Origin of the sequence: Pedobacter sp. MR2016-19 (genome assembly GCF_014947265.1) — a bacterium.
In the GTDB taxonomy this organism is placed as follows: Bacteria; Bacteroidota; Bacteroidia; order Sphingobacteriales; family Sphingobacteriaceae; genus Pedobacter.
Genome location: NZ_JADCNK010000005.1, coordinates 25976 through 46495, shown reverse-complemented (window position 1 = coordinate 46495; position 20520 = coordinate 25976). Strand labels below are relative to the sequence as shown.

16 protein-coding genes are annotated in these 20520 nt (G+C 37.6%); 8 read left to right on the top strand and 8 right to left on the bottom strand.

Features of this window, described 5'->3' with window-relative positions:
• Positions 1-20: 20 nt before the first annotated feature.
• Positions 21-2189, top strand: coding sequence for a S9 family peptidase (locus IM793_RS09060; protein ID WP_193420679.1), 2169 nt, complete (start codon positions 21-23; stop codon positions 2187-2189).
• 35 nt (positions 2190-2224) lie between these two features.
• On the opposite strand, the gene IM793_RS09055 is transcribed toward IM793_RS09060, so the two are convergent.
• Both IM793_RS09055 and IM793_RS09050 read right to left on the bottom strand, forming a co-directional pair.
• Entirely contained in the window at positions 2225-2935 is a 711-nt protein-coding gene (locus tag IM793_RS09055; protein WP_193420678.1) for a DUF3307 domain-containing protein, read from the bottom strand.
• Positions 2935-3546: a SatD family protein gene (locus IM793_RS09050; RefSeq protein ID WP_193420677.1), complete on the bottom strand. Its 612-nt coding sequence runs from the start codon at positions 3544-3546 to the stop codon at positions 2935-2937. Before IM793_RS09050 ends, IM793_RS09055 begins: the two co-directional genes overlap by 1 nt.
• A 156-nt stretch (positions 3547-3702) precedes the next feature.
• Between IM793_RS09050 and IM793_RS09045 the strand changes: the two genes are divergently transcribed.
• The 4 genes from IM793_RS09045 (at position 3703) to pdeM (ending at position 9862) form a co-directional block, all read left to right on the top strand.
• Positions 3703-4731: a ligase-associated DNA damage response exonuclease gene (locus IM793_RS09045; protein WP_193420676.1), complete on the top strand. Its 1029-nt coding sequence runs from the start codon at positions 3703-3705 to the stop codon at positions 4729-4731.
• A gap of 2 nt (positions 4732-4733) precedes the next feature.
• Positions 4734-6323: an ATP-dependent DNA ligase gene (locus IM793_RS09040; RefSeq protein ID WP_193420675.1), complete on the top strand. Its 1590-nt coding sequence runs from the start codon at positions 4734-4736 to the stop codon at positions 6321-6323.
• 350 nt (positions 6324-6673) lie between these two features.
• A complete protein-coding gene (locus IM793_RS09035) occupies positions 6674-9151 on the top strand; it encodes a ligase-associated DNA damage response DEXH box helicase (protein WP_193420674.1) in 2478 nt (825 codons plus the stop codon).
• Positions 9152-9223: 72 nt separating this feature from the next.
• The gene (gene pdeM / locus IM793_RS09030; protein WP_121284789.1) at positions 9224-9862 is read left to right on the top strand and encodes a ligase-associated DNA damage response endonuclease PdeM; all 639 of its coding nucleotides are present in this window, start codon (positions 9224-9226) and stop codon (positions 9860-9862) included.
• A gap of 3 nt (positions 9863-9865) precedes the next feature.
• On the opposite strand, the gene trxA is transcribed toward pdeM, so the two are convergent.
• The 5 genes from trxA to IM793_RS09005 form a co-directional block, all read right to left on the bottom strand.
• On the bottom strand, positions 9866-10162 hold the full coding sequence (gene trxA, locus IM793_RS09025) for a thioredoxin (RefSeq protein ID WP_193420673.1): 297 nt from the start codon (positions 10160-10162) through the stop codon (positions 9866-9868).
• 115 nt (positions 10163-10277) lie between these two features.
• Complete coding sequence (locus IM793_RS09020; RefSeq protein ID WP_193420672.1) at positions 10278-10892, bottom strand: hypothetical protein; 615 nt, start codon at positions 10890-10892, stop codon at positions 10278-10280.
• A gap of 72 nt (positions 10893-10964) precedes the next feature.
• Positions 10965-12317: a dihydrolipoamide acetyltransferase family protein gene (locus IM793_RS09015; RefSeq protein WP_193420671.1), complete on the bottom strand. Its 1353-nt coding sequence runs from the start codon at positions 12315-12317 to the stop codon at positions 10965-10967.
• A 56-nt stretch (positions 12318-12373) separates the two neighbouring features.
• A complete protein-coding gene (locus IM793_RS09010) occupies positions 12374-13618 on the bottom strand; it encodes a competence/damage-inducible protein A (RefSeq protein ID WP_193420670.1) in 1245 nt (414 codons plus the stop codon).
• A 4-nt stretch (positions 13619-13622) separates the two neighbouring features.
• The gene (locus tag IM793_RS09005; protein ID WP_227256192.1) at positions 13623-16193 is read right to left on the bottom strand and encodes a putative LPS assembly protein LptD; all 2571 of its coding nucleotides are present in this window, start codon (positions 16191-16193) and stop codon (positions 13623-13625) included.
• Between the two features lie 164 nt (positions 16194-16357).
• Here IM793_RS09005 and IM793_RS09000 point away from each other — a divergent pair, with 164 nt between their 5' ends.
• The 3 genes from IM793_RS09000 to IM793_RS08990 all read left to right on the top strand — a co-directional run bounded on the left by IM793_RS09000 (position 16358) and on the right by IM793_RS08990 (position 19133).
• On the top strand, positions 16358-17221 hold the full coding sequence (locus IM793_RS09000) for an N-acetylmuramoyl-L-alanine amidase (RefSeq protein WP_138822336.1): 864 nt from the start codon (positions 16358-16360) through the stop codon (positions 17219-17221).
• A gap of 11 nt (positions 17222-17232) precedes the next feature.
• Positions 17233-18009, top strand: coding sequence for an N-acetylmuramoyl-L-alanine amidase (locus IM793_RS08995; protein ID WP_193420668.1), 777 nt, complete (start codon positions 17233-17235; stop codon positions 18007-18009).
• A 170-nt stretch (positions 18010-18179) separates the two neighbouring features.
• A complete protein-coding gene (locus IM793_RS08990) occupies positions 18180-19133 on the top strand; it encodes an MlaD family protein (RefSeq protein ID WP_121284782.1) in 954 nt (317 codons plus the stop codon).
• Positions 19134-19610: 477 nt separating this feature from the next.
• Here the strand turns inward: IM793_RS08990 and IM793_RS08985 are convergent, their stop codons facing one another.
• A complete protein-coding gene (locus IM793_RS08985) occupies positions 19611-20516 on the bottom strand; it encodes a ribonuclease Z (RefSeq protein ID WP_193420969.1) in 906 nt (301 codons plus the stop codon).
• Positions 20517-20520: the final 4 nt, after the last annotated feature.

The window sequence follows — 20520 nt, the reverse complement described above, 5'->3', positions numbered from 1 at the left end:
TTTATGCCCCAAAATTATATATGATTAAAAACTTATTACTCAGATTATCAATTGCCTGCATCGCAATATGTACGCTAATTGATGCAAAAGCCCAAAGTATCAACTGGGCAAAAGATGGTAACTCCTACTACCAGATTGCAAGCGGAGAAATTATTTCGGTTACCCTCCCTAAAAGCGACAAAAAAACAATTATTTCCAGAACGTTATTAACGCCAGCAGGAAAAGATAATGCCATTGCGGTAAGAAGTTTCCAATTGTCGGATGATGGTACAAAAGCATTAATCTACACCAACAGTAAAAAAGTTTGGCGTTATGATACCCGTGGCGATTATTGGTTGGCAGATTTAACCGCTAACAAGATTACCCAGATTGGAAAAGATAAACCTGCATCATCTTTAATGTTTGCAAAATTATCTCCCGATGGAAGTAAAGTAGCTTATGTAAGCAAACACAATTTATATGTAGAAAATATTGACGGAACTGGTGCTAAAGCCTTAACTACTGATGGCACAGACCGCATGATCAATGGTACTTTTGATTGGGTTTATGAAGAGGAATTCGATTGTCGTGATGGTTTTAGGTGGAGCCCTGACGGGAAATCTATTGCTTATTGGCAAATTGATGCGACCAAGATCAAAAACTTTTTGATGATCAACAATACTGATTCGATTTATCCGTATACCATTCCGGTTGAGTATCCGAAAGTTGGCGAAAATCCATCTGTTTGCAAAGTTGGTATAGTTGATATCGCCACTGCGAAAACAAACTGGTTAAACGTTCCGGGCGATAATATCCAGCATTACATTCCACGCATGCAGTGGGTACCAAACAGCAACAACATTATTTTACAACAGCTTAACCGTGAGCAGAACGAAAGTAAAGTATTTATCTGCAATGCCAGTACCGGAGATGCAAAAGCGGTTTATACTGAAAAGGCAAAAGCCTGGATTGATGCGCAGGATGAATGGAAATGGTTAAACGACAATAAAGAATTTACCATCGTATCAGACAAAGACGGTTGGAACCATTTGTATAGAATCAGTATTGATGGAAAAAAAGAAACATTGGTTACAAAAGGTAATTATGATGTAATTGATGTGAAGTTGATTGATGTAAAAAACAATACGGTTTATTTCCTTGCTTCACCAACAAATGCCACTCAGAAATATCTTTTTAAAACGAAGTTAGATGGCAAGGGAAAATTAGAGCAGGTTACCCCTTCTGTTTTACCAGGAACACATAATTATGATATTTCTCCAAATGCTGCTTTTGCCCGTCATACCTATAACAGTTCAATCGTAAGGCCAATTACCGAGTGGATGAACTTTACTACAGGTAATCCATTTACGATGGATGGAAGCATAACTACCCAATTATCAAAACAGGAAGCTGCTAAAAACAAAGTTGAGTTTTTCAAAGTAACCACTGAAGATGGCATTGAAATGGACGGATGGATGAAAAAACCTGATAATTTTAATCCTGCTAAAAAATACCCAGTTGTATTTTATGTTTATGGTGAACCTGCTTCGCCTACAGCAGCAGATACTTATGGCGCCGGAAGAAACTTTTTATACGCTGGCGATATGGCCAAAGATGGTTATATCTATATTTCAATGGATAATAGAGGTGCCCCTGTACCAAAGGGAAGCACTTGGCGTAAAAGCATTTATAAAAACATCGGCGTGCTTAACATCCGCGATCAGGCCATGGCAGCCAAAAAACTATTGGCTACCAATGCTTTTATGGATAAAGACCGTGTAGCCGTTTGGGGCTGGAGCGGTGGCGGTTCGTCTACCTTAAACCTAATGTTCCAGTATGCTGAAATTTACAAAACAGGTATTGCTATTGCAGCGGTTGGCAACCAGTTAACTTACGATAATGTTTATCAGGAACGTTATATGGGTACACCTTTCCCAAGTAAAGAAGCTTATGTAAAGGGCTCTCCTATTACTTATGCCAAAAACTTAAAGGGAAATTTATTGTACATCCACGGTACCGGCGATGATAATGTACACTATCAGAATGCCGAAATGTTGATCAATGAACTGATTAAAAACAGAAAGGTTTTTCAACTGATGAGCTATCCTAACCGTACACACAGTATCTCAGAAGGTGAAGGAACAAGCGAGCATTTATCGTTAACCTACACTAAGTTTTTAAAAGAAAACTGCCCTCCGGGAGCAAGATAGAAAATTTTAAAAAGCAGCTTTCGGGCTGCTTTTTTTTATGCGATAAAACTTTGGGTAAGCATAGCGGTTACAATAGCTATCCCGAAACTTAACAAAGTTCCGATCAGTACATATTCGGTCAGTTTCAGATCATGCTTTTCTTTTAGGTCGCCAAACCTGAATATCGATTTTGCGGCAAGTAAAAAACCAACGGCCTCAAAATGATTGGTAAGTATAAACAGAAAAATCAACGTCCTTTCCAATATCCCAATGTATTTACCTGCATTCTCTAACGATTTTGGACTATCAGGCTGATTATCCGGGATCCATTTAGCAATGATCACCTTCATTACAATTGATGTAGGCATGGTTAAAAACAAAGCGCCTGAAATTAACACCCAGGTATGTGGATCGTTTAAAAAACCAATATCCAGGCTTCCTTTATAGAAAAGATGCCACACGGCCACAATCGAGCTAAAGTGCAAAACCTGATCAGCAAAAAAGAGTATACGGGCATTTTTATTGGTCTGAAATATGGATTTTAACGCATCAATGATCAAATGGATTATACCTATTGTTAAAGCCGTTTTCCAAACATCAAAACTTAAAAAAATAACAAATATCAGAGCCACATGTATCATTACATGCAAATAGAGCTTGGTTGATTTTAATTTTTTTCTTTCCTTATCTTTTACCCAGGCATTTGGCTGCAAAAAGAAATCACCGATTAAGTGGGCAATAATAAGTTTGATTAAATAGATATCCATTATTTCAAAATCATTTGGTTCAATTTTTTACGGTAAAGCCTGTCCATTTCCATTATTTCGGTATAATGTGCGCGTTTTAGCGCTTCGCTTACCGAAGATTGCGTTCTGCCTGAAATGGCTGCAAGTTCGCTTTGTAACAGGTTTTCATTTTCGAGTGCAAGCTTTACCATTTCTGCGGCTACTATCCCCCAGCTATCCATGGCAATTAACGACAGTTTAATTACCACATTAATTTCTTCATCAAAATCAGGATAATCTGTTTTAATGGCTAAATTGGTTTTGGCCTGTTTTAAACTATCAAAAGCTGCCCCCGAGTTAATAAACGCATCTCCACTTGATTCGGAAAGCTTTTTCCGTTTGTTTTTTATCCCGCCAATACCAATGCCCATCCTTACGTCGGCAGGTTTGTTTACCCTTATACAAGCTTTTAAATAAGCTGCAACTTTAATCGCATTTTCCGGCTCAACCTCAACCTGAAAACTATCCCCACGAAAGATTTCCCATTTTCCATGCTGGCCTGAAGTTGCTTTTAACGCTGTTTTTAAGCTCAACAACCAGCTGTCTTTAATCTTTCTCGAACCTACAATATCACCTGTTACAATACAAATCATATTACAATATCGAACTTATTATTCATATTGCAAAACTAATATCGGCTAATTAGCCGATATTTCGATTTATCGGGTAATTAGCCGATATTTTAAATTATCGGGTATTTACCCGATAATGATTTAAAACTAATCAATAAATTTATTGTTTAGTTAGTTATGGCATTAATAGAATTTACCAAAAGAGGAATTTACTGTGAGCAGGGCGATTTTTATGTAGACCCATGGTTGCCAGTGGATTATGCCGTAACCACACATGGGCATAGCGATCACGTCCGGTTCGGAAACAAATATTACCTCTGCCATACTTTAACCAAACCCATCATCAAACGCAGGATCAGCGAAGATTTAAACGTAGAAACATTGGAATATGGAGAAAGCATTACCCGCAATGGAGTGAATATTTCATTTTTTCCTGCCGGGCACATTATTGGTTCGGCACAGGTACGCCTGGAATATAAAGATGAAATTTGTGTCATCTCTGGTGATTATAAAATTGAAGATGATGGTATTACCACACCTTTCGAGCCTGTAAAGTGCCATTCTTTTGTTTCTGAAAGCACTTTTGGTTTACCTGTTTACAAATGGCAAAAGCAGGAAATTGTTTTTAATGGCATCAGGAGTTGGATAAGTGATAATATTACACAGCAAAAAACAAGTGTATTAATTGCCTATAGTTTGGGCAAAGCACAACGTTTAATTAAAAACCTGGCCGGCGATACCCCTATTTATGTACATAACAGTATTGCCAACCTAAATGAAGTGATTATAGAAGCCGGTGTAAACCTTCCAAAAACCATCAGGATTACCCCCGAAACCACTAAAGATGAATTACAGAAAGGAATTGTAATTGTACCGCCTGCCATGCGGGATAGCCGTTGGATCAAAAATTTATCTCATCCGGTTACTGGTATATGTTCTGGCTGGATGCAGGTACGGGCACACCGCCGCTGGCAAAGTGCCGATGCTGGTTTTGCACTCAGCGATCATGCCGATTGGCCCGGTTTAATGGAAGCCATTACTGCAACAGGCGCAGAAAAAGTATATGTTACACATGGTTTTACAGCTGCTTTTAGCCGCTTTTTAAATGATGAAGGTATAGAAGCTGCTGAAGTGTTAACTAAGTTCGGGCAAGAAGATGATGAGGAAAATAAAGTTGATCTGGTTGATCAAAACGAAATTAAATAAGGATGAAACGTTTTGCCCAATTGATCCAACAGCTCGAACTGAGCAATAAAACCAATGATAAAATTGCGGCATTGGTTGATTATTTTAACTATGCCGATGACAAAGATAAGGTATGGGTTATTGCGTTATTTACAGGCAAAAAGCCTAAAAGGCCAATTAAATCGGCCTTGCTTAAATACTGGGCGATAGATATTACCGAAACCCCTGAATGGTTATTTGCCGAAAGTTATGCCAATGTTGGCGATTTAAGTGAAACCATTGCGCTGTTATTGCCCCCTGCCGAAAACACATCAAATTTACAATTGCATACCTGGATAGAAGAGTTGCACGATTTGGAAGGTAAAGATGATGAAACCAAAAAAGAATTTATTTTAAATGCCTGGAATAAACTAGAAACACAGGAACGTTTTATTTTTAACAAACTAATCTCTGGAAATTTCAGGATTGGTGTTTCCAATAAAATGCTGGTGAATGCACTGGCTAAACAGAGTAGTTTAGATAGTGCGCAGATTATGCACAGCATCATGGGTAAATGGAATCCTTATGAAATTACCTTTCACGAACTGATCAATGGTATCCATGTGAATACCGATAATTCCTGGCCTTACCCCTTTTGCCTGGCTTATGCTTTAGAGCAGGAACCTGAAAAACTGGGAGACATTTCTGAATGGCAGGCCGAATGGAAATGGGATGGTATCCGTGGGCAGATTGTAAAACGGAATGGAGAACTCTTTATCTGGAGCCGTGGAGAAGAACTGGTTACAGAACAGTTTCCTGAATTGCATTTTATGATCGATGTTTTGCCTGATGGCGTGGTTTTGGATGGCGAAATACTGGCTGTGCAGGATAAACAGGTGTTATCATTCAGTACATTACAACAACGCTTAAACCGTAAAACGATCAACAAAAAACAGCTTGAAGATGCCCCTATTGGCTTTTTTGTTTATGATATTTTAGAATATGAAGCCAAAGATTTCAGAGAGGAACCATTAAGCGTAAGACGAAAAATACTTGAGCAATTGATCGGTGATTTAGATGAAAGTCATGTGATAATATCTCCTGTAATCAATTGCAGTTCGTGGGAAGAATTGGCTGATTTAAGACAAACTTCGAGATCGATCAATAGCGAAGGGATCATGCTAAAAAAGCTGAGTTCTCATTACCATAGCGGTAGGAAGCGTGGCGATTGGTGGAAATGGAAAATCAATCCCTATACTGTTGATGCAGTAATGATATACGCTCAAAAAGGAAGTGGCAGAAGGGCCAATTTCTTTACCGATTATACCTTTGCAGTACGCGATGGAGAAAACCTGGTAACCATTGCAAAAGCCTATTCGGGATTAACGGATAAAGAAATTAAAGAAGTAAACAGTTTTGTAACCCGTAACGCGATTGAGAAATTCGGTCCGGTACGTACAGTAAAACCCGAACTGGTTTTCGAAATTGCATTTGAGGGAATTGCTGAAAGTAAACGGCATAAAGCAGGTTTAGCTTTGCGTTTTCCACGTATATTGCGTTGGCGAAAAGATAAAAAAGCAGATGAAATTAATACGCTGGAAGATTTAAGGCAGTTGCTGCAATCAACTTTGTAATGCGATTCCATGGTTTGTATCCTCACAGACCAAGGGAGATTTAATAGAATTGTTATTAGAAAAGCAGGTTTCTGTGTGCATCTGAACCGAAAGTCCTGCCATTCGCTTTATCCCGATAGAAAAAATCGGGATGCTCGCTACTGTCAGGTTTAGCTTACTTAGGTATGCCTGGCGATTTTAAACCCGACAGGAGCGGCACCCTTTTTTGCTGGAATATAATTAATGTTAAAAGAAAAATCGCAAAAAAGGTAAAGCGTATGGCGGGGCTGCTGTAATCGAAGGACTACTATTATTGTTTTTCAAAAAACTAAAACTTATCAATATAAAACCTATAAGGAAATAAATTGCGCATGGACCAAACCAAAACCAAAGGTTATAAAAAGATAAAAGCCTGGCTAAAGACCAATAAACGTAAGCCTTTTCAGTTCCAGGAAGATGCCTGGCAGTATTATTTGAATGGTTACAGCGGTTTGGTAAATGCGCCAACGGGATTTGGGAAAACTTTTTCTTTATTTCTAGCGGTGGTGATTGAAGCTTTAAATGCCTCAGAAGCGAACAACAAAAAAGCTAAAGATCGTTTGCAGTTAATCTGGATTACCCCACTCCGCTCTTTGGCCAAAGATATTGCAAGGGCCATGCGCGAAACTTTATTGGAGCTGGAATTAGATTGGCATGTGGGCGTCCGCAATGGCGATACCTCTCAGGCAGAAAAATTGCAGCAGAAAAAATCGATGCCCGAAATTTTATTAATTACCCCGGAAAGCCTGCATTTGTTACTGGCACAAAAGGGTTCCTCAACCCTGTTCCGAAATCTTAAATGCATTGTGGCGGATGAATGGCATGAACTTTTGGGCAGTAAACGTGGGGTATTGGTTGAATTAGCCGTTTCTCGCATTAAAGGCTTACAAAAGCTTGAAAAAAAACAGTTTTTGAGGGTTTGGGGAATATCAGCAACCATTGGAAATATTGAGGAAGCTTTGGATGTATTAGAGCCAAACTTAGAAGCCAAAAGAATCATTGTTAAGGCCGATCTGGAAAAGAAAATCCAGATCAAATCGATCTTACCTGATGATATTGAAACATTACCCTGGGCCGGACATTTAGGCTTAAAACTGGCCTATAAGCTTTTACCCATTATTGAGAAAAGTAAAACCACATTAATTTTCATCAATACCCGGGGGCAATCGGAAATGTGGTATCAGCATTTGTTGAATATCGAACCAGAACTGGCAGGTCGGATTGCCATACACCATGGATCAATAGATTTTGAGTTGCGTAACTGGATTGAAGACGCCTTACATACCGGACAGCTTAAAGCCGTTATTGCTACTTCCTCGCTGGATTTGGGCGTAGATTTTAAACCTGTTGATACCGTTGTTCAGGTAGGATCGCCAAAAGGTGTTGCCCGTTTTTTACAAAGGGCGGGTCGCTCTGGCCACTCCCCGCATGAGGTATCTAAAATATATTTTTTACCTACTCATGCTTTAGAACTGGTTGAAGCGGCAGCAATTAAAGAAGCGGCTAAAACCAACAATATAGAAAGCAGAGAGCCTTTTATTATGGTGTTTGACACCTTAGTTCAATACCTGGTTACATTGGCCATAGGCGACGGATTTGATGATAAAGTTATTTATGAAGAAATTAAAAACACACATGCTTTTAAACTTATCCTTCCTGAAGAATGGACCTGGGTTATGCAATTTATCACCTCTGGAGGAGATAGTTTAAGTGCCTATACCGAATTTAAAAAGGTAGTTAAGGATGAAGATGGGCTTTGGAAAGTGAAGAGCAGGCAATTGGCCATGCGACATAGGTTACATATCGGAACAATCGTAAGTGATGCGATGCTGAAAGTAAAATTCATTTCTGGTGGTTATATCGGAATGGTTGAAGAATATTTTGTTACCCGCCTGAAAGCCGGCGATAATTTTCGTTTGGCGGGCAGGGTTTTAGAATTTATCCAGGTAAAAGATATGACTGTTGTGGTAAGGGTGAGCAAGCAAAAAAATGCAATTTCGCCAAGCTGGAATGGTGGCCGCTTACCCTTATCATCAAATTTAGGATCAGTTTTAAGAAAAAAATATAATGAGGCGCTAGATAAAACCCATCAGGATGAGGAATTAGATTCTGTTTATCCATTATTCCTATTACAGGAAAAGCGATCTCATGTGCCCAAAAACGACGAATTACTGATAGAACTCATTAATAACAAAGAGGGTTTTCATTTGTTTGCTTATCCATTTGAAGGGCGTTTGGTGCATGAGGTTTTGGCAGCGCTGGTAGCCTATCGTCTAAGTAAACTGCTACCCATCAGTTTTTCTATTGCCATGAACGATTATGGTTTTGAACTTTTGAGCGAAATAGAAATTCCAATGGACGAATCGATTGCATACGAGGTTTTCTCCCCTAAAAATTTAACGGAAGATATTACATTAAGTATTAACTCCACGGAAATGGCCAGACGAAAATTTAGGGATATTGCCTGCATTTCTGGCCTCGTTTTTCAAGGCTATCCGGGTAAATATGTAGCCAATAAGCACCTCCAGTCATCCGCTGGTCTATTTTTTAATGTTTTTAGCGATTACGATAAACATAATTTACTTTTGCGACAGGCTTACGATGAGGTTTTTTATCAGCAGCTGGAAGAACCCAGGTTAGCAGCCGCTTTAGAAAGGATTCAGAATGGAGCGATTATTATTACCAATCCGAAAAGTTTTACCCCACTATCTTTTCCAATCAAAGTAGACAGTTTGCGGGAGAATATGAGTTCAGAAGAATTAGAACAGCGGATTGCCAGAATGAAGGCCGAATCTGAGAAAATTAAATAAATACATCTTCTTGCGACCTGTCGAAAATTAAAAGATCCTTCGACAAGCTCAGGATGAAATAGCATAAAATAAATGACCATTACAAGCCAGGGTGAAGAACTGATTTTAGATAAAGAAAGGGCTTTATTTTTACCCAAGCATCAACTTTTAGCCATAAGCGATTTGCATTTAGGTAAATCCGCACACTTCCGTCAGGCCGGTTTGCAAGTACCTGCTACCATTGCGCAAACAGATCTTCAGCGTTTAAGTTTATTGATTAAACAGTATAACCCAAAAACACTGCTGATTAATGGTGATATGTTTCATCATGGTTTAAATACTGATATTGATGAATTTTTAGCATGGAGAAAACAATATCAGGAACTTAATCTTCTATTGGTAAAGGGGAATCACGACAGGCTTTCGGGTGCCAATTATGCTGCGATGAATATCGAAATACATGAATCAAATTATTGTTTAGGGCCTTTCTGTTTTATCCATGATGCACCCAACTGTACCGATGAAGAATTATATCCTATCAGTGGCCATATCCACCCAGGTGTAACTATAGTGGGTAAAGCGAAACAAAGATTAAAATTTCCTTGTTTTTATTTCGGCAAGGATTATGCTGTTTTACCTGCTTTTAGCTTGTTTACAGGGCTTTATACTATCTATCCGAAAGCAAACGAACGTATTTTTGCGGTAACGCCTAAAAGTGTTGTAGAAGTTTAGTGGCTAAGTATGTGTATCAATCACCTGCTTCAATTGCGAAGCTTGTAAAACACCACTTTGCCTCCATACCTGCTTTCCTTTTTTGAACAGAATTAAAGTAGGAACACTTTGAACATTGAACGATGAAGCGGCTGGTTGATTTTTATCGATATCTACTTTAATAATCGATACTGAATCTACCAACTGCGATTTTAATTGTTCCAAGATCGGTTTCATCATTTTACAGGGACCGCACCACTCAGCAAAAAAATCTACCAATACAGGTTTATCACCGTTAATTAAATCTGAAAACTTAGACATGATATTTATCTTTATTTAGAAACAACAAATAATTGGATTGGTTTTTAACCAAAGAAGTCAAGTTTTTTAAAACTTGACTTCTTAATGTATTTTCGCTCTGACAATCAGCGATTATTTAAGCGCTTATTGGCAATTCTGCAGCTAAGGCAGCAACCCAACCTTCAAACAAAGCTTTTTCGATTTTGATTACTTCAGCTGCATGATTTTCCCAATCGTCAGAAAAACTAACCAATTGATTCATCATTTCTTCAAGGTGCCCTTCTTCTTCCAAAATAATAGATTTTACGTTCACCTTGCTTTTAGCTTCATCTAAAACGGCCTGATAAATTGGATACAGTTCATCTGCACGCACTTCGATGGCGTAAGTCACAAATAAATACGCCGCGAATTTTAAGTCATAACCGGAAAGATTAAATACAGCTTTTAAATAACGGCAAACCGCAATATCTAAAGCATGTAAATAGTATTTTGTATGATTTGGAGATAACAACTCGGCATTGGTATAAGTTTTACAAAGTGCCTCGTCAATCTTCGAGATCTGCTTTTTTAAATAATAAGCATGGCGGTGTTCTTCTGCAGCGTGTTTAAGAATAATCAGGTTTACATTTTCTTTATGCTCTGAAGCTGAAATCTTCTTTGCACCTGCATTTTCCATATAAGACAACGTATTTAACCATTTGGCATGCAATATATTATCTGAAACTATCGATTTTAAATTTGACGCTAACATTCTTAATTGTTAAACTGGTAATTGTTGGTATCAAGCCAACTGAAAATTTTTAATTGAAAACTGCAAACTGAATTAAATTTCTCTGTTTAGGTCCCAGCTTTCTAAATAATCTGCAACTCTCCGCACAAACATTCCTCCAAGAGAACCATCTACAACCCTGTGGTCGTACGATAATGATAAAAACATCATATGCCTGATCGCAATCACATCACCGTGCTCGGTTTCCAACACTGCAGGTTTCTTTTTAATGGCGCCAACTGCCAAAATTGCCACCTGTGGCTGGTTAATAATTGGCGTGCCCATTACATTTCCGAAACTACCCACGTTGGTTAATGTAAAAGTTCCACCTTGCGTTTCATCAGGCTTTAATTTAGAGTTTCTCGCTCTTGCAGCCAAATCGTTAACTGCTTTTGTTAAGCCAACCAAATTTAACTGATCAGCATTTCTAATTACAGGAACGATTAGATTTCCACTTGGTAAAGCAGCAGCCATACCAATATTGATATCACGTTTTTTGATAATCTGTGTTCCATTAACTGAAACATTGATCATCGGGAAATCCTTTATCGCTTTAGCAACTGCTTCTACAAATATTGGAGTAAACGTTATTTTTTCATTTTCACGTTTCTCGAAACTATTTTTTACTTTATTACGCCATAAAACCATATTGGTTACATCGGCTTCAACAAAAGAAGTAACATGCGGAGAAGTGGTTTTACTCATTACCATATGATCGGCAATCAGCTTGCGCATCCTGTCCATCTCAATAATTTCGTCGCCACCACTCACACTGGTTGTTGAGGTTTTATTTACAACCGGTGCTGAACTTACTTTATTTTCTACTATTTGGCTTATTGGTGGAGCAGGTGGCGTTAAAACAACTGTTTTAGTTTTTGAAATGGATTCTCCATTATTGTTATCAGCGATATATACTAACAAGTCATCTTTAGTTAACCGTCCGTCAGCACCAGAGCCTTTAATTGCATCTAACTCAGCTAATGAAATATTTTCTTGAGCAGCAATACTTTTAACCAGAGGGGAATAAAAGCGTTCAGACGCGCTGAAATCAGTTGCTACGTTCGCATTTTCTGATGGTAGTTGTTCAATACCGGGAATAGTCTCAATTTTTTCTTCAGCTATTGGTTTTTCTGCAACTGTAGCTTTAGTTGTAGCGTCATCTCTGCCTTCGGTTTCAATAATGGCAATTACATCGCCCACCTGAGCAACTTCATCTGCAGCAAATAACTGTTTTACCAATTTACCGGCAACCGGAGATGGAACTTCAGAATCTACCTTATCAGTAGCGATTTCCAGAATGGTATCATCTAAATCAATAGAATCACCTGGTTGTTTTACCCATTTAATCACCGTTGCTTCCGCAACACTCTCACCCATTTTTGGTAACAATAGTTCGTATTGAGCCATATTAAATTACAGTATTTTATATTGGTAACGCTACAAAAATACAGTTTTTATTCTTTCTAAACTGTTTCTTTAAGGAGATTTAATAACATGGCCAATGCCGATGCAGCAGAACGTTCAATGTTTTGAATCCGTTTGTTACTGAAATTAAACACCTTAGCTACAGTTTTGTTTTTTGAAGAAATTGCAATCCATACTGTACCAACTGGTTTATCTTCTGTCCCACCCCCCGGACCAGCAATACCACTAACCGCAATTGCATAATCTGTTTTAAAATGTTTAATTGCACCTTCTGCCATTTCTGTTACAGTTTGCTCACTTACGGCACCGAAAGTGTTTAACGTACTTTCTTCTACGCCAAGAATAGATTCTTTAAGTTCGTAAGCATAGGCTACTGCCCCGCCCCAATATACTGAAGAAGAACCAGCGTGTTGCGTAATTAAATGTGCAATGTAACCACCGGTACAGCTTTCTGCTGTCGATAAAGTAAGTCCTTTACTTTTCATCAGGTTCAGAATCGCTTTTTCAAGGGGAATATCTTCATCGGTTACCACAAACTTATTCACTTTTGATATGATCTGTCTGGCGTAAAGCTCAATCTCTTTATGTAATTCTGCTTCATTATCGCCTTTGGCTGACAAACGTAAACGTACTTGCCCTAATTTTGGCAGATAAGCCAGTTTGATATGCTCCGGTAAGTTATCTTCTATTTCCTCAATCTCTTTGGCTAGAAATGATTCGCCTATATTGGCAGTAAGAATCGTTTTATGAATAATAAACGGCAACTTAAATCTGCTTGTAATTCTAGGTAGAATTTCATCATCCATCAGGTACATCATTTCGTAAGGCACACCTGGCATGGATACAAAAATGGTGTTGTTTTGTTCAAACCACATGCAAGGCGCAGTACCATTTTTATTTACAATGACCTCACAACCATCAGGAACATCGGCTTGCTGAATATTGATATCCAATAACGGACGTTTGTATTTTTCGAAAATCTGACGAACAATTTCCAATGCATCGGGATCATTACGAAAGCCCATATTAAAATACTTTGCCAAAGTTTTCTTGGTAATATCATCTTTGGTGGGGCCCAGACCACCAGTAATTAAAACAAGGTCTGCTCGTTTTTCGGCAAGTTCGAGTGCTTCTAAAATATGTTGTTCATCATCAGAAACTGAGGTGATCTGCTTCACGGAAACGCCAATTAAATTTAACTGTTTAGCCATCCAGGCAGAATTGGTATCAACGATTTGGCCAATGAGTATCTCATCACCAATGGTAATTATTTCGGCTAGCATAAATTTATCGGTATGTGCTGTAAAAACCCTGTCTTTTGCTCAATTTTAAATCCTGTAATATCGATGCCTTAACTTTTATGGTAACAGAATAACTCTTGTAAGCACCATATGGAACCCAGTTTACACTCATATCCCAGCAATGTAAATCGCGGTAAATTGCTAAATTCATTGGCGTTAAGCCATTATTCTTAAAATCGTAGCCGGAGTTAAAAGTAACCTTCCATTTTGGTGTTAAATTAACATCACCATTAAAGTTTAATGTATTCGAAATTGTATTGTTGTTTCCATCATTTGAATATTGAAAACTATATGAAAACGAGAAATTCCATGGAATGTTAAAATCAACAAATGCATTCGGATCACGGCTTATAGCCGCCAATTGCTCAGACTGTATATCGGTCAATCCCTTTTTGTTGGCTGCCTCTCCCAATTTGTCGTTAGCCTCATTTTTACGTTTTAACGCCTCTGGGTTTAAACTGTAGTCGAATGAGAAACCAAAATTAGCCAGGCGCGGTAAAAATTTACCACTTTGCCAGAAATAACGGTCTTGTCTGATCTGCCGTGTAGAACCTGGTATAGTATCTGCTCCCAGTGTATAAGGATCTAAGGTTCCGTTGTAGTTAATCCCCAGTTTATCAGTAAACTGAGATCTACCACTAAAGCCGATAGTCGATAATTTGTAGGATGTAGCCAGGAAATTATATGAACCACTAAAACTCAAACCCTGGATGATTGGAATCTTTTTTGAGCCTGTTCCTGTTGTATCATTCTTATTCCTCACCTTTAGTTCGACTGTATTATCCAAGCCAAAACCAATAGATGCATTGGCGCCACCAAAAGAGCCTGGCTGTGCCATACCATCAAAAATAGAATATTTTAAAGGTTGCCCGCTTATATAAATTTGATTCCCATCCTGATTTATTGCGGGTCTAAAAGGCCCTGCCCCTGCTTTGGTAAAATCCGGAGAGTAAGAGAAAGATACATTTGGGGTCATTACATGCCTCATTGCCTGTATCTTACCGGCCGGATTAAAATCTCTTCTTCCGTAAATTTTAGTCGACATACTGGTTGACAAACTGTAACTACCTGCTCTTTTAAAGCCACTAAGAGTATCTTCTCTAAAAGAATAAGTATTATCCGCATAACTGGTATATCTTCTGTTTACACTCTGGAAATTCCAGACTTCGTTGTAGGTACCGCCCAGGCTAAAGTTAAGATATTTCAAAGCTGTGAACGACATATTTATAGGAATACTGTGCGAAAAGCCACTCCTTAAACGTTTCAAACCGTCATTTTGAAAAAGTAAACTGTCAAAAGTATCAATTCGGTTTGTTCCCTGTAAGCTATAACCTACCGTAATTTTTTGATACCATTTTTGCTCGCCTACTGCATTTTTAGAGCTAAATGGGTTAAATGTAGGCACGTTGAAAGTCATTTCAGGTAACCTAAGCGATATTGCTCTTGTACTTAAAGTCTGATCACTTGATGCAGACAAAGAGAAATTCATACCGTTCGAATAAGCCTTGGCATAACTGATACTACTACTTGTAGAATTGGTTGCAATCGTATTAATATCATAGCTGGCACCAGCAGCAGTATTTTTATAGTATCCTTTTCTTCCTGTTGATACCAATCTTACACTGGCGCTAAATGTAGTCCCAGGATTGGCATTGGCATTTTGGCTATGACTCCAGTTAATGCTAAAGTTTTTGGTTGGGTTTTTAAAAGCTTCAGTACCTTCTAAACCATCTTTGAAACTAGAGTAAGCTAAGTTGATATTACCGTTGTATTTATATCTTTTGGTATAATTACTCAGTACGCTTGCTTCATAAGAGCCGTTGGTATAAATAGAACCTAAAAGTTTAGCATCCCAATAATCGTTTAATCCGAGATAATAACCACCGTTCTGTAAGAAAAACCCCCTTGTCGCATCTTCACCTGGTGTAGGAAGGATTACGCCTGATGTTCGTTTGTTTGGTTTAGGAAAAAATGCGAATGGCAGCCCCAGGAAAGTAGGAATGTCTTCAATAATCATGTAAACTGGCCCGGTAATAATCTGTTTTTCTGTTACTACCCCTTTAGAAATCATTAATCCAAAATGCGGATGTGGAAGATTACAGGTACTGTACATTACATTTTTAATGTGCAGCTCATCATCTATTTGCTTTTTACTCTGTCCGCCAGAGAAGAAACCACCTTCCTGCTCCGAAAAAACACCATATACTTTGGCCCGGGTTGTTTCTGAATTGTAAAAAATAGAATCGGCTATGGCAGTCCCCTCGGCACCTGATTTAAAGATCGGTTTTCCGGTATATCTGCCAGTTTTTGGATCTTTAACGCCACGTGCGAAAATAGAATTTTGCTTTTTATCATACTTGATATACGCCGCATCTAGCTCAAAATCACCGTATACCACCCTTGCGTTTCCATATAGATAGACAATACTTTTATCGGCACTCATTTTTACCGAATCCTCTGCTTTGTATTCTACTTTCTGGTCGATACTACTATTATTTTTACCTGTCTTTTTAGTCGTATCCTTTTTGGTTGTGTCTTGCTTTATGATTTGTTGCAATGAAAAATGAGAAAATGCGTTAGCTTTACCAACAACAAGTGTTAATAAAATGACAGATATTAATAAAATAGAGCTCTTAAGGAGTTTCAAATTCGTGTTTGAATGTTATTTTTGCACCGATGTTTAATCAAAAACGTTCAAAATTAGTGAAAAATATACCATTGATGTATCTTAAATCCATTTTAACAATTATTATTTATTTAGTGTTATCAAATTCGTTTGATAATCAGGCATTTGCACAGGAATATAAAATTAAAACAATTGTGATCGACGCCGGTCACGGTGGTAAAGATGGTGCAACCCATGGAGTGTATTCTAAGGAAAAAGATGTGGCACTTAAAACCGCATTAAATCTTGGCCGCGCGCTTCAGGATAGTTTGAAAGATATTAAAGTTATTTATACCCGCGAGTCGGATGTGTTTATTCCTTTATATGAGCGTATCAATATTGCCAATAATGCAAAGGCCGATTTATTTATTTCCATTCACTTAAATGATATGCCTGTTAGGGTATCAAGAGTGGTAGATTATTATAAGAAAGTACGGGGTAGAAAAGTACCTGTTTACAGAACGGTTACCTCTAAGAGTACCTCAACAAGAGGAACAGAAACCTTCGTATCTGGAACACGCCGTTTAGGTGAGCAGGATGAGGTGATCAAAAGGGAAAATGCATCCATGTTTCTGGAGGAGAATTATCAGAAAAACTACGAGGGTTTTATTGCAAATACCCCTGAAAGTGACATTATGTTATCCTTAATGAAACAAACCAATAGAGATAGAAGTTTAAAATTTGCTTCAATGCTTCAACAGGAATATGTTAATGCTGGCCGGATCAACCGGGGCGTACAAGAGAAAAGCCTTGCCGTTCTGGCCCGTGCTGCGATGCCTGCTGTATTAACGGAAATAGGTTTTGTGAGTAATCCGGAAGAAGAGGACTATATGAACTCTGCTGAAGGACAAAATGAAATTGTGAGTGGCATTATTAAAGCGATTAAAAATTATAAACGTATAGCCGAAACATCATTTTAATATCCTAATGCATGAAGATTAAACTTCTGATTACAATACTTTTATTTTCGTTACTGGTTGTTGAAAAAGTATCCGCCCAAAGTTATAAGATCAAAACAATTGTTATTGATCCTGGTCATGGTGGCAGAAAACCTGGTGCCTCCGGTAGTTTTTCGAAAGAAAAAGATATTTCGTTAAAGGTTGCTTTGAAGCTAGGTGCATTATTAAATGAGGAAATGCCCGAAATTAAGGTAATTTTCACACGAAAAAAAGATATAGACGTTGATTTATACAGAAGGGCCGAAATAGCGAACGAAGCTAAAGCAGATCTTTTTATATCTATACATTGTAATTCAATGCCTCCGGGTAACAAACATATTAAAGGTGTTGAAACATTGGTTGCAGGATCGCACCGGTTAAAGGAACAAGATGCAGCCATACGCGAGAATGCCGATATTAAATTGGAAAAGAACTACAAAAGTAAATATGATGGTTACGATCCGAGTAACCCGAGTAGTTTTATACTTTTATCGCTTTTAAAAAACACCTTTAGAGACAAAAGCATTAAATTTGCCAAATTAGTACAGAATAGTTATGTCAAAAGGGATGAACGATTTAGCCGCGGTGTTAAAGAACAGGGCGTTTTGGTATTGCAACGCTGTGGTATGCCTGCAGTTTTAACAGAAGTAGGTTTTATCTCGAATACAGAGGAAGAAAAATATATTAATTCGCAAAATGGACAGAACGAGATCGCCAATTCTATTTTGGAAGCAATAAAAACATACAAAAAAAATATTGAGGTTAAATAAGTGTCATTATAAAAGATAGTTATTTTAACTTTGAAAAAAATATAAATCAGATACCAAACAAATAGTGCCGCCTTTATGTATTTATAGGGTTTAGCACAATAAAAAAATAATACGCTCTAACAAGTGAAGAAAACATATTTCAGCACTTGTAGCCATTAAATAAAACACTCATGAAGATTAAGAACGAAACCAAAGTAGGTATTTTAGCTGCATTTGCCATTGCTTTATTAATAATTGGATATAATTTTTTAAAAGGAAATTCAATTTTCTCAAGTGAAACTACGTTATATGCAAAATATACCAGGGTTGACGGTTTAACTGTATCAAAACCCATTTTAATTAATGGTTATCAGATTGGCCGCGTGGCCAAATTGGAGCTACAGGGAGACGGCAGTATTATTGCTACGTTAAGCGTAAACAGCAAGTATGAAATTCCCGAAAACAGTATTGCACGCTTAGAAGGTACAGATCTTTTGGGTAGCAAGGCTATTGTAATGTCATTAGGTAACTCTAAAAAAATGGCTGAAGATGGCTTTACCTTAAATGCTAATGTAGAAAAAGGTTTAATGGAGCAGGTACAGCCGGTTCAAAAGAAAGCGGAATTAATCATTGGTAAAATGGACTCTATTTTAAGTAGTGTGAATTCTATCCTGAACCCTAACTTCCAGAAAAACGTTGATAAAAGTTTTAATAGCATTGCAGGTACATTAGCTTCGTTAGAAACAACCTCGAAAAAAGTTGACGGTTTAGTAGGTTCGGAAAGTAAACGTATTGAAGCCATCTTTAGGAATGTAGAAGGCATTACTGCCAATTTAAATAACAACAACCAAAAGATAAGTGATATTTTAACCAATATTAATACCGTTACCGACAAGTTTGCTGCTGCTAATTTTAAACAGACTTTAGATAACGCAAACAATGCTATTGCAGATTTACAAAGCGTAATTTCTGGAATTAAAAGTGGAAAAGGCAGTTTAGGATTGTTACTAAACGACGATAAAATGTATCAGAATTTAAATAATGCTTCAAAAAATCTTGATGAATTAATGATTGATTTAAAAGCCAATCCTAAGCGTTATGTACACTTCTCTGTATTTGGCGGTGGCAATAAAAAAGATAAGTAATTAATTTTTATAAATTCAAAAGCCTTACAGTTTTAAATTGTAAGGCTTTTTTTGTTCAATTCTATATGAATGTTTTTATGACACGTAAAATTGATTAGTTCAATTCTTTGTCATCCTGAATGCAATGAATAATCTTTAAACGAATTTAAAATTGACGGAATTAATTTTGCGGCAATTTGCGTAATCCGCGGGGAAATTTTCTATTGGGTTCCCGCAGATTTAAGAAGATAAACTCAGATTACACATCATCATTAGCTACACTTTACTTCAAAATAATTTGCACTTCGTTGCGTGCTCTGCGGTGAAATGGAAAATTTAGAGTCAGTAATAGAATTAGTTATTGCATAATCCAAGGTAAAAGCTTCTGTTATGAGGCCTCACAGATATAAGCAGATCGTATTTAACTTTGCTTTGAACCTAGCTCTGCGAATCTTTGTGTATTATCTAAGTGCGTTGCAGTAAAAAAGATAAAAATTCCTAAAGTTGAAAGGTTCTTCCCTCAACTGCTAACTCCGTATTTTCGAAAACAGACTGTGCTTCTTCTAAAAGCATTTGTAAGGTTTTGTAACGTGAAGAAAAATGGCCGATGAGTAATTTCTTCGCTCCGTTAATTTTTGCTACCTCTGCTGCCTGTAAAGCGGTTGTATGATGTGTTTCTTTAGCCCTGTCCAATAAGTCATGCATAAAGGTGGCTTCATGGTACAAAGTATCGCAGTCTTTAATGGTCGTAAAATAGCTTTCGTCAAACAAGGTATCCGAGCAATAGGCATAACATCGCGGTGCATCTGGCTCGGTAGTATAATCTTCACTTCGCAAAATATCACCATTGGGCAGTTCTACATCAATTCCTTTTTTTAAGGCCGTATAATAAGCCATAGGCACTTCATCAGTCTTCTCTTTTATTAATTTACGTTGTCGTTTCTTTTGCTGAAAGATAAAGCCTGTTGTAGGGATGCGGTGATTTAAAATAATGGTTTTAACTATTAAATCGTTATTCTCGAATATCTGTATGGACTGATCGGCTTCGATTGGAAAAAACTCAATTGGATACCTCAACATGGTATCAGAATATTTAAACTGGATTTCTAAAATTTCTAATAAAGGTCTGGGACCAAATATCTGCATGGGTTTTGATCTGCCATTCAAATGCAAACTGGAGAGCAATCCGATTAAACCGAAGTAATGATCGCCATGTAAGTGGCTGATAAAAATATAATCTATACGAGCTGCTTTAAGGTTGTATTTAGCCAATTGTTGTTGTGTACCTTCACCACAATCAATCAGGTAATATTTTTCATTACAATTTAACAGTTGTGCAGAAGGATTCCTGTTAAATACAGGAGTTGCAGAACTGCTTCCTAAAATTGTAACTTCAAATTTCATCATG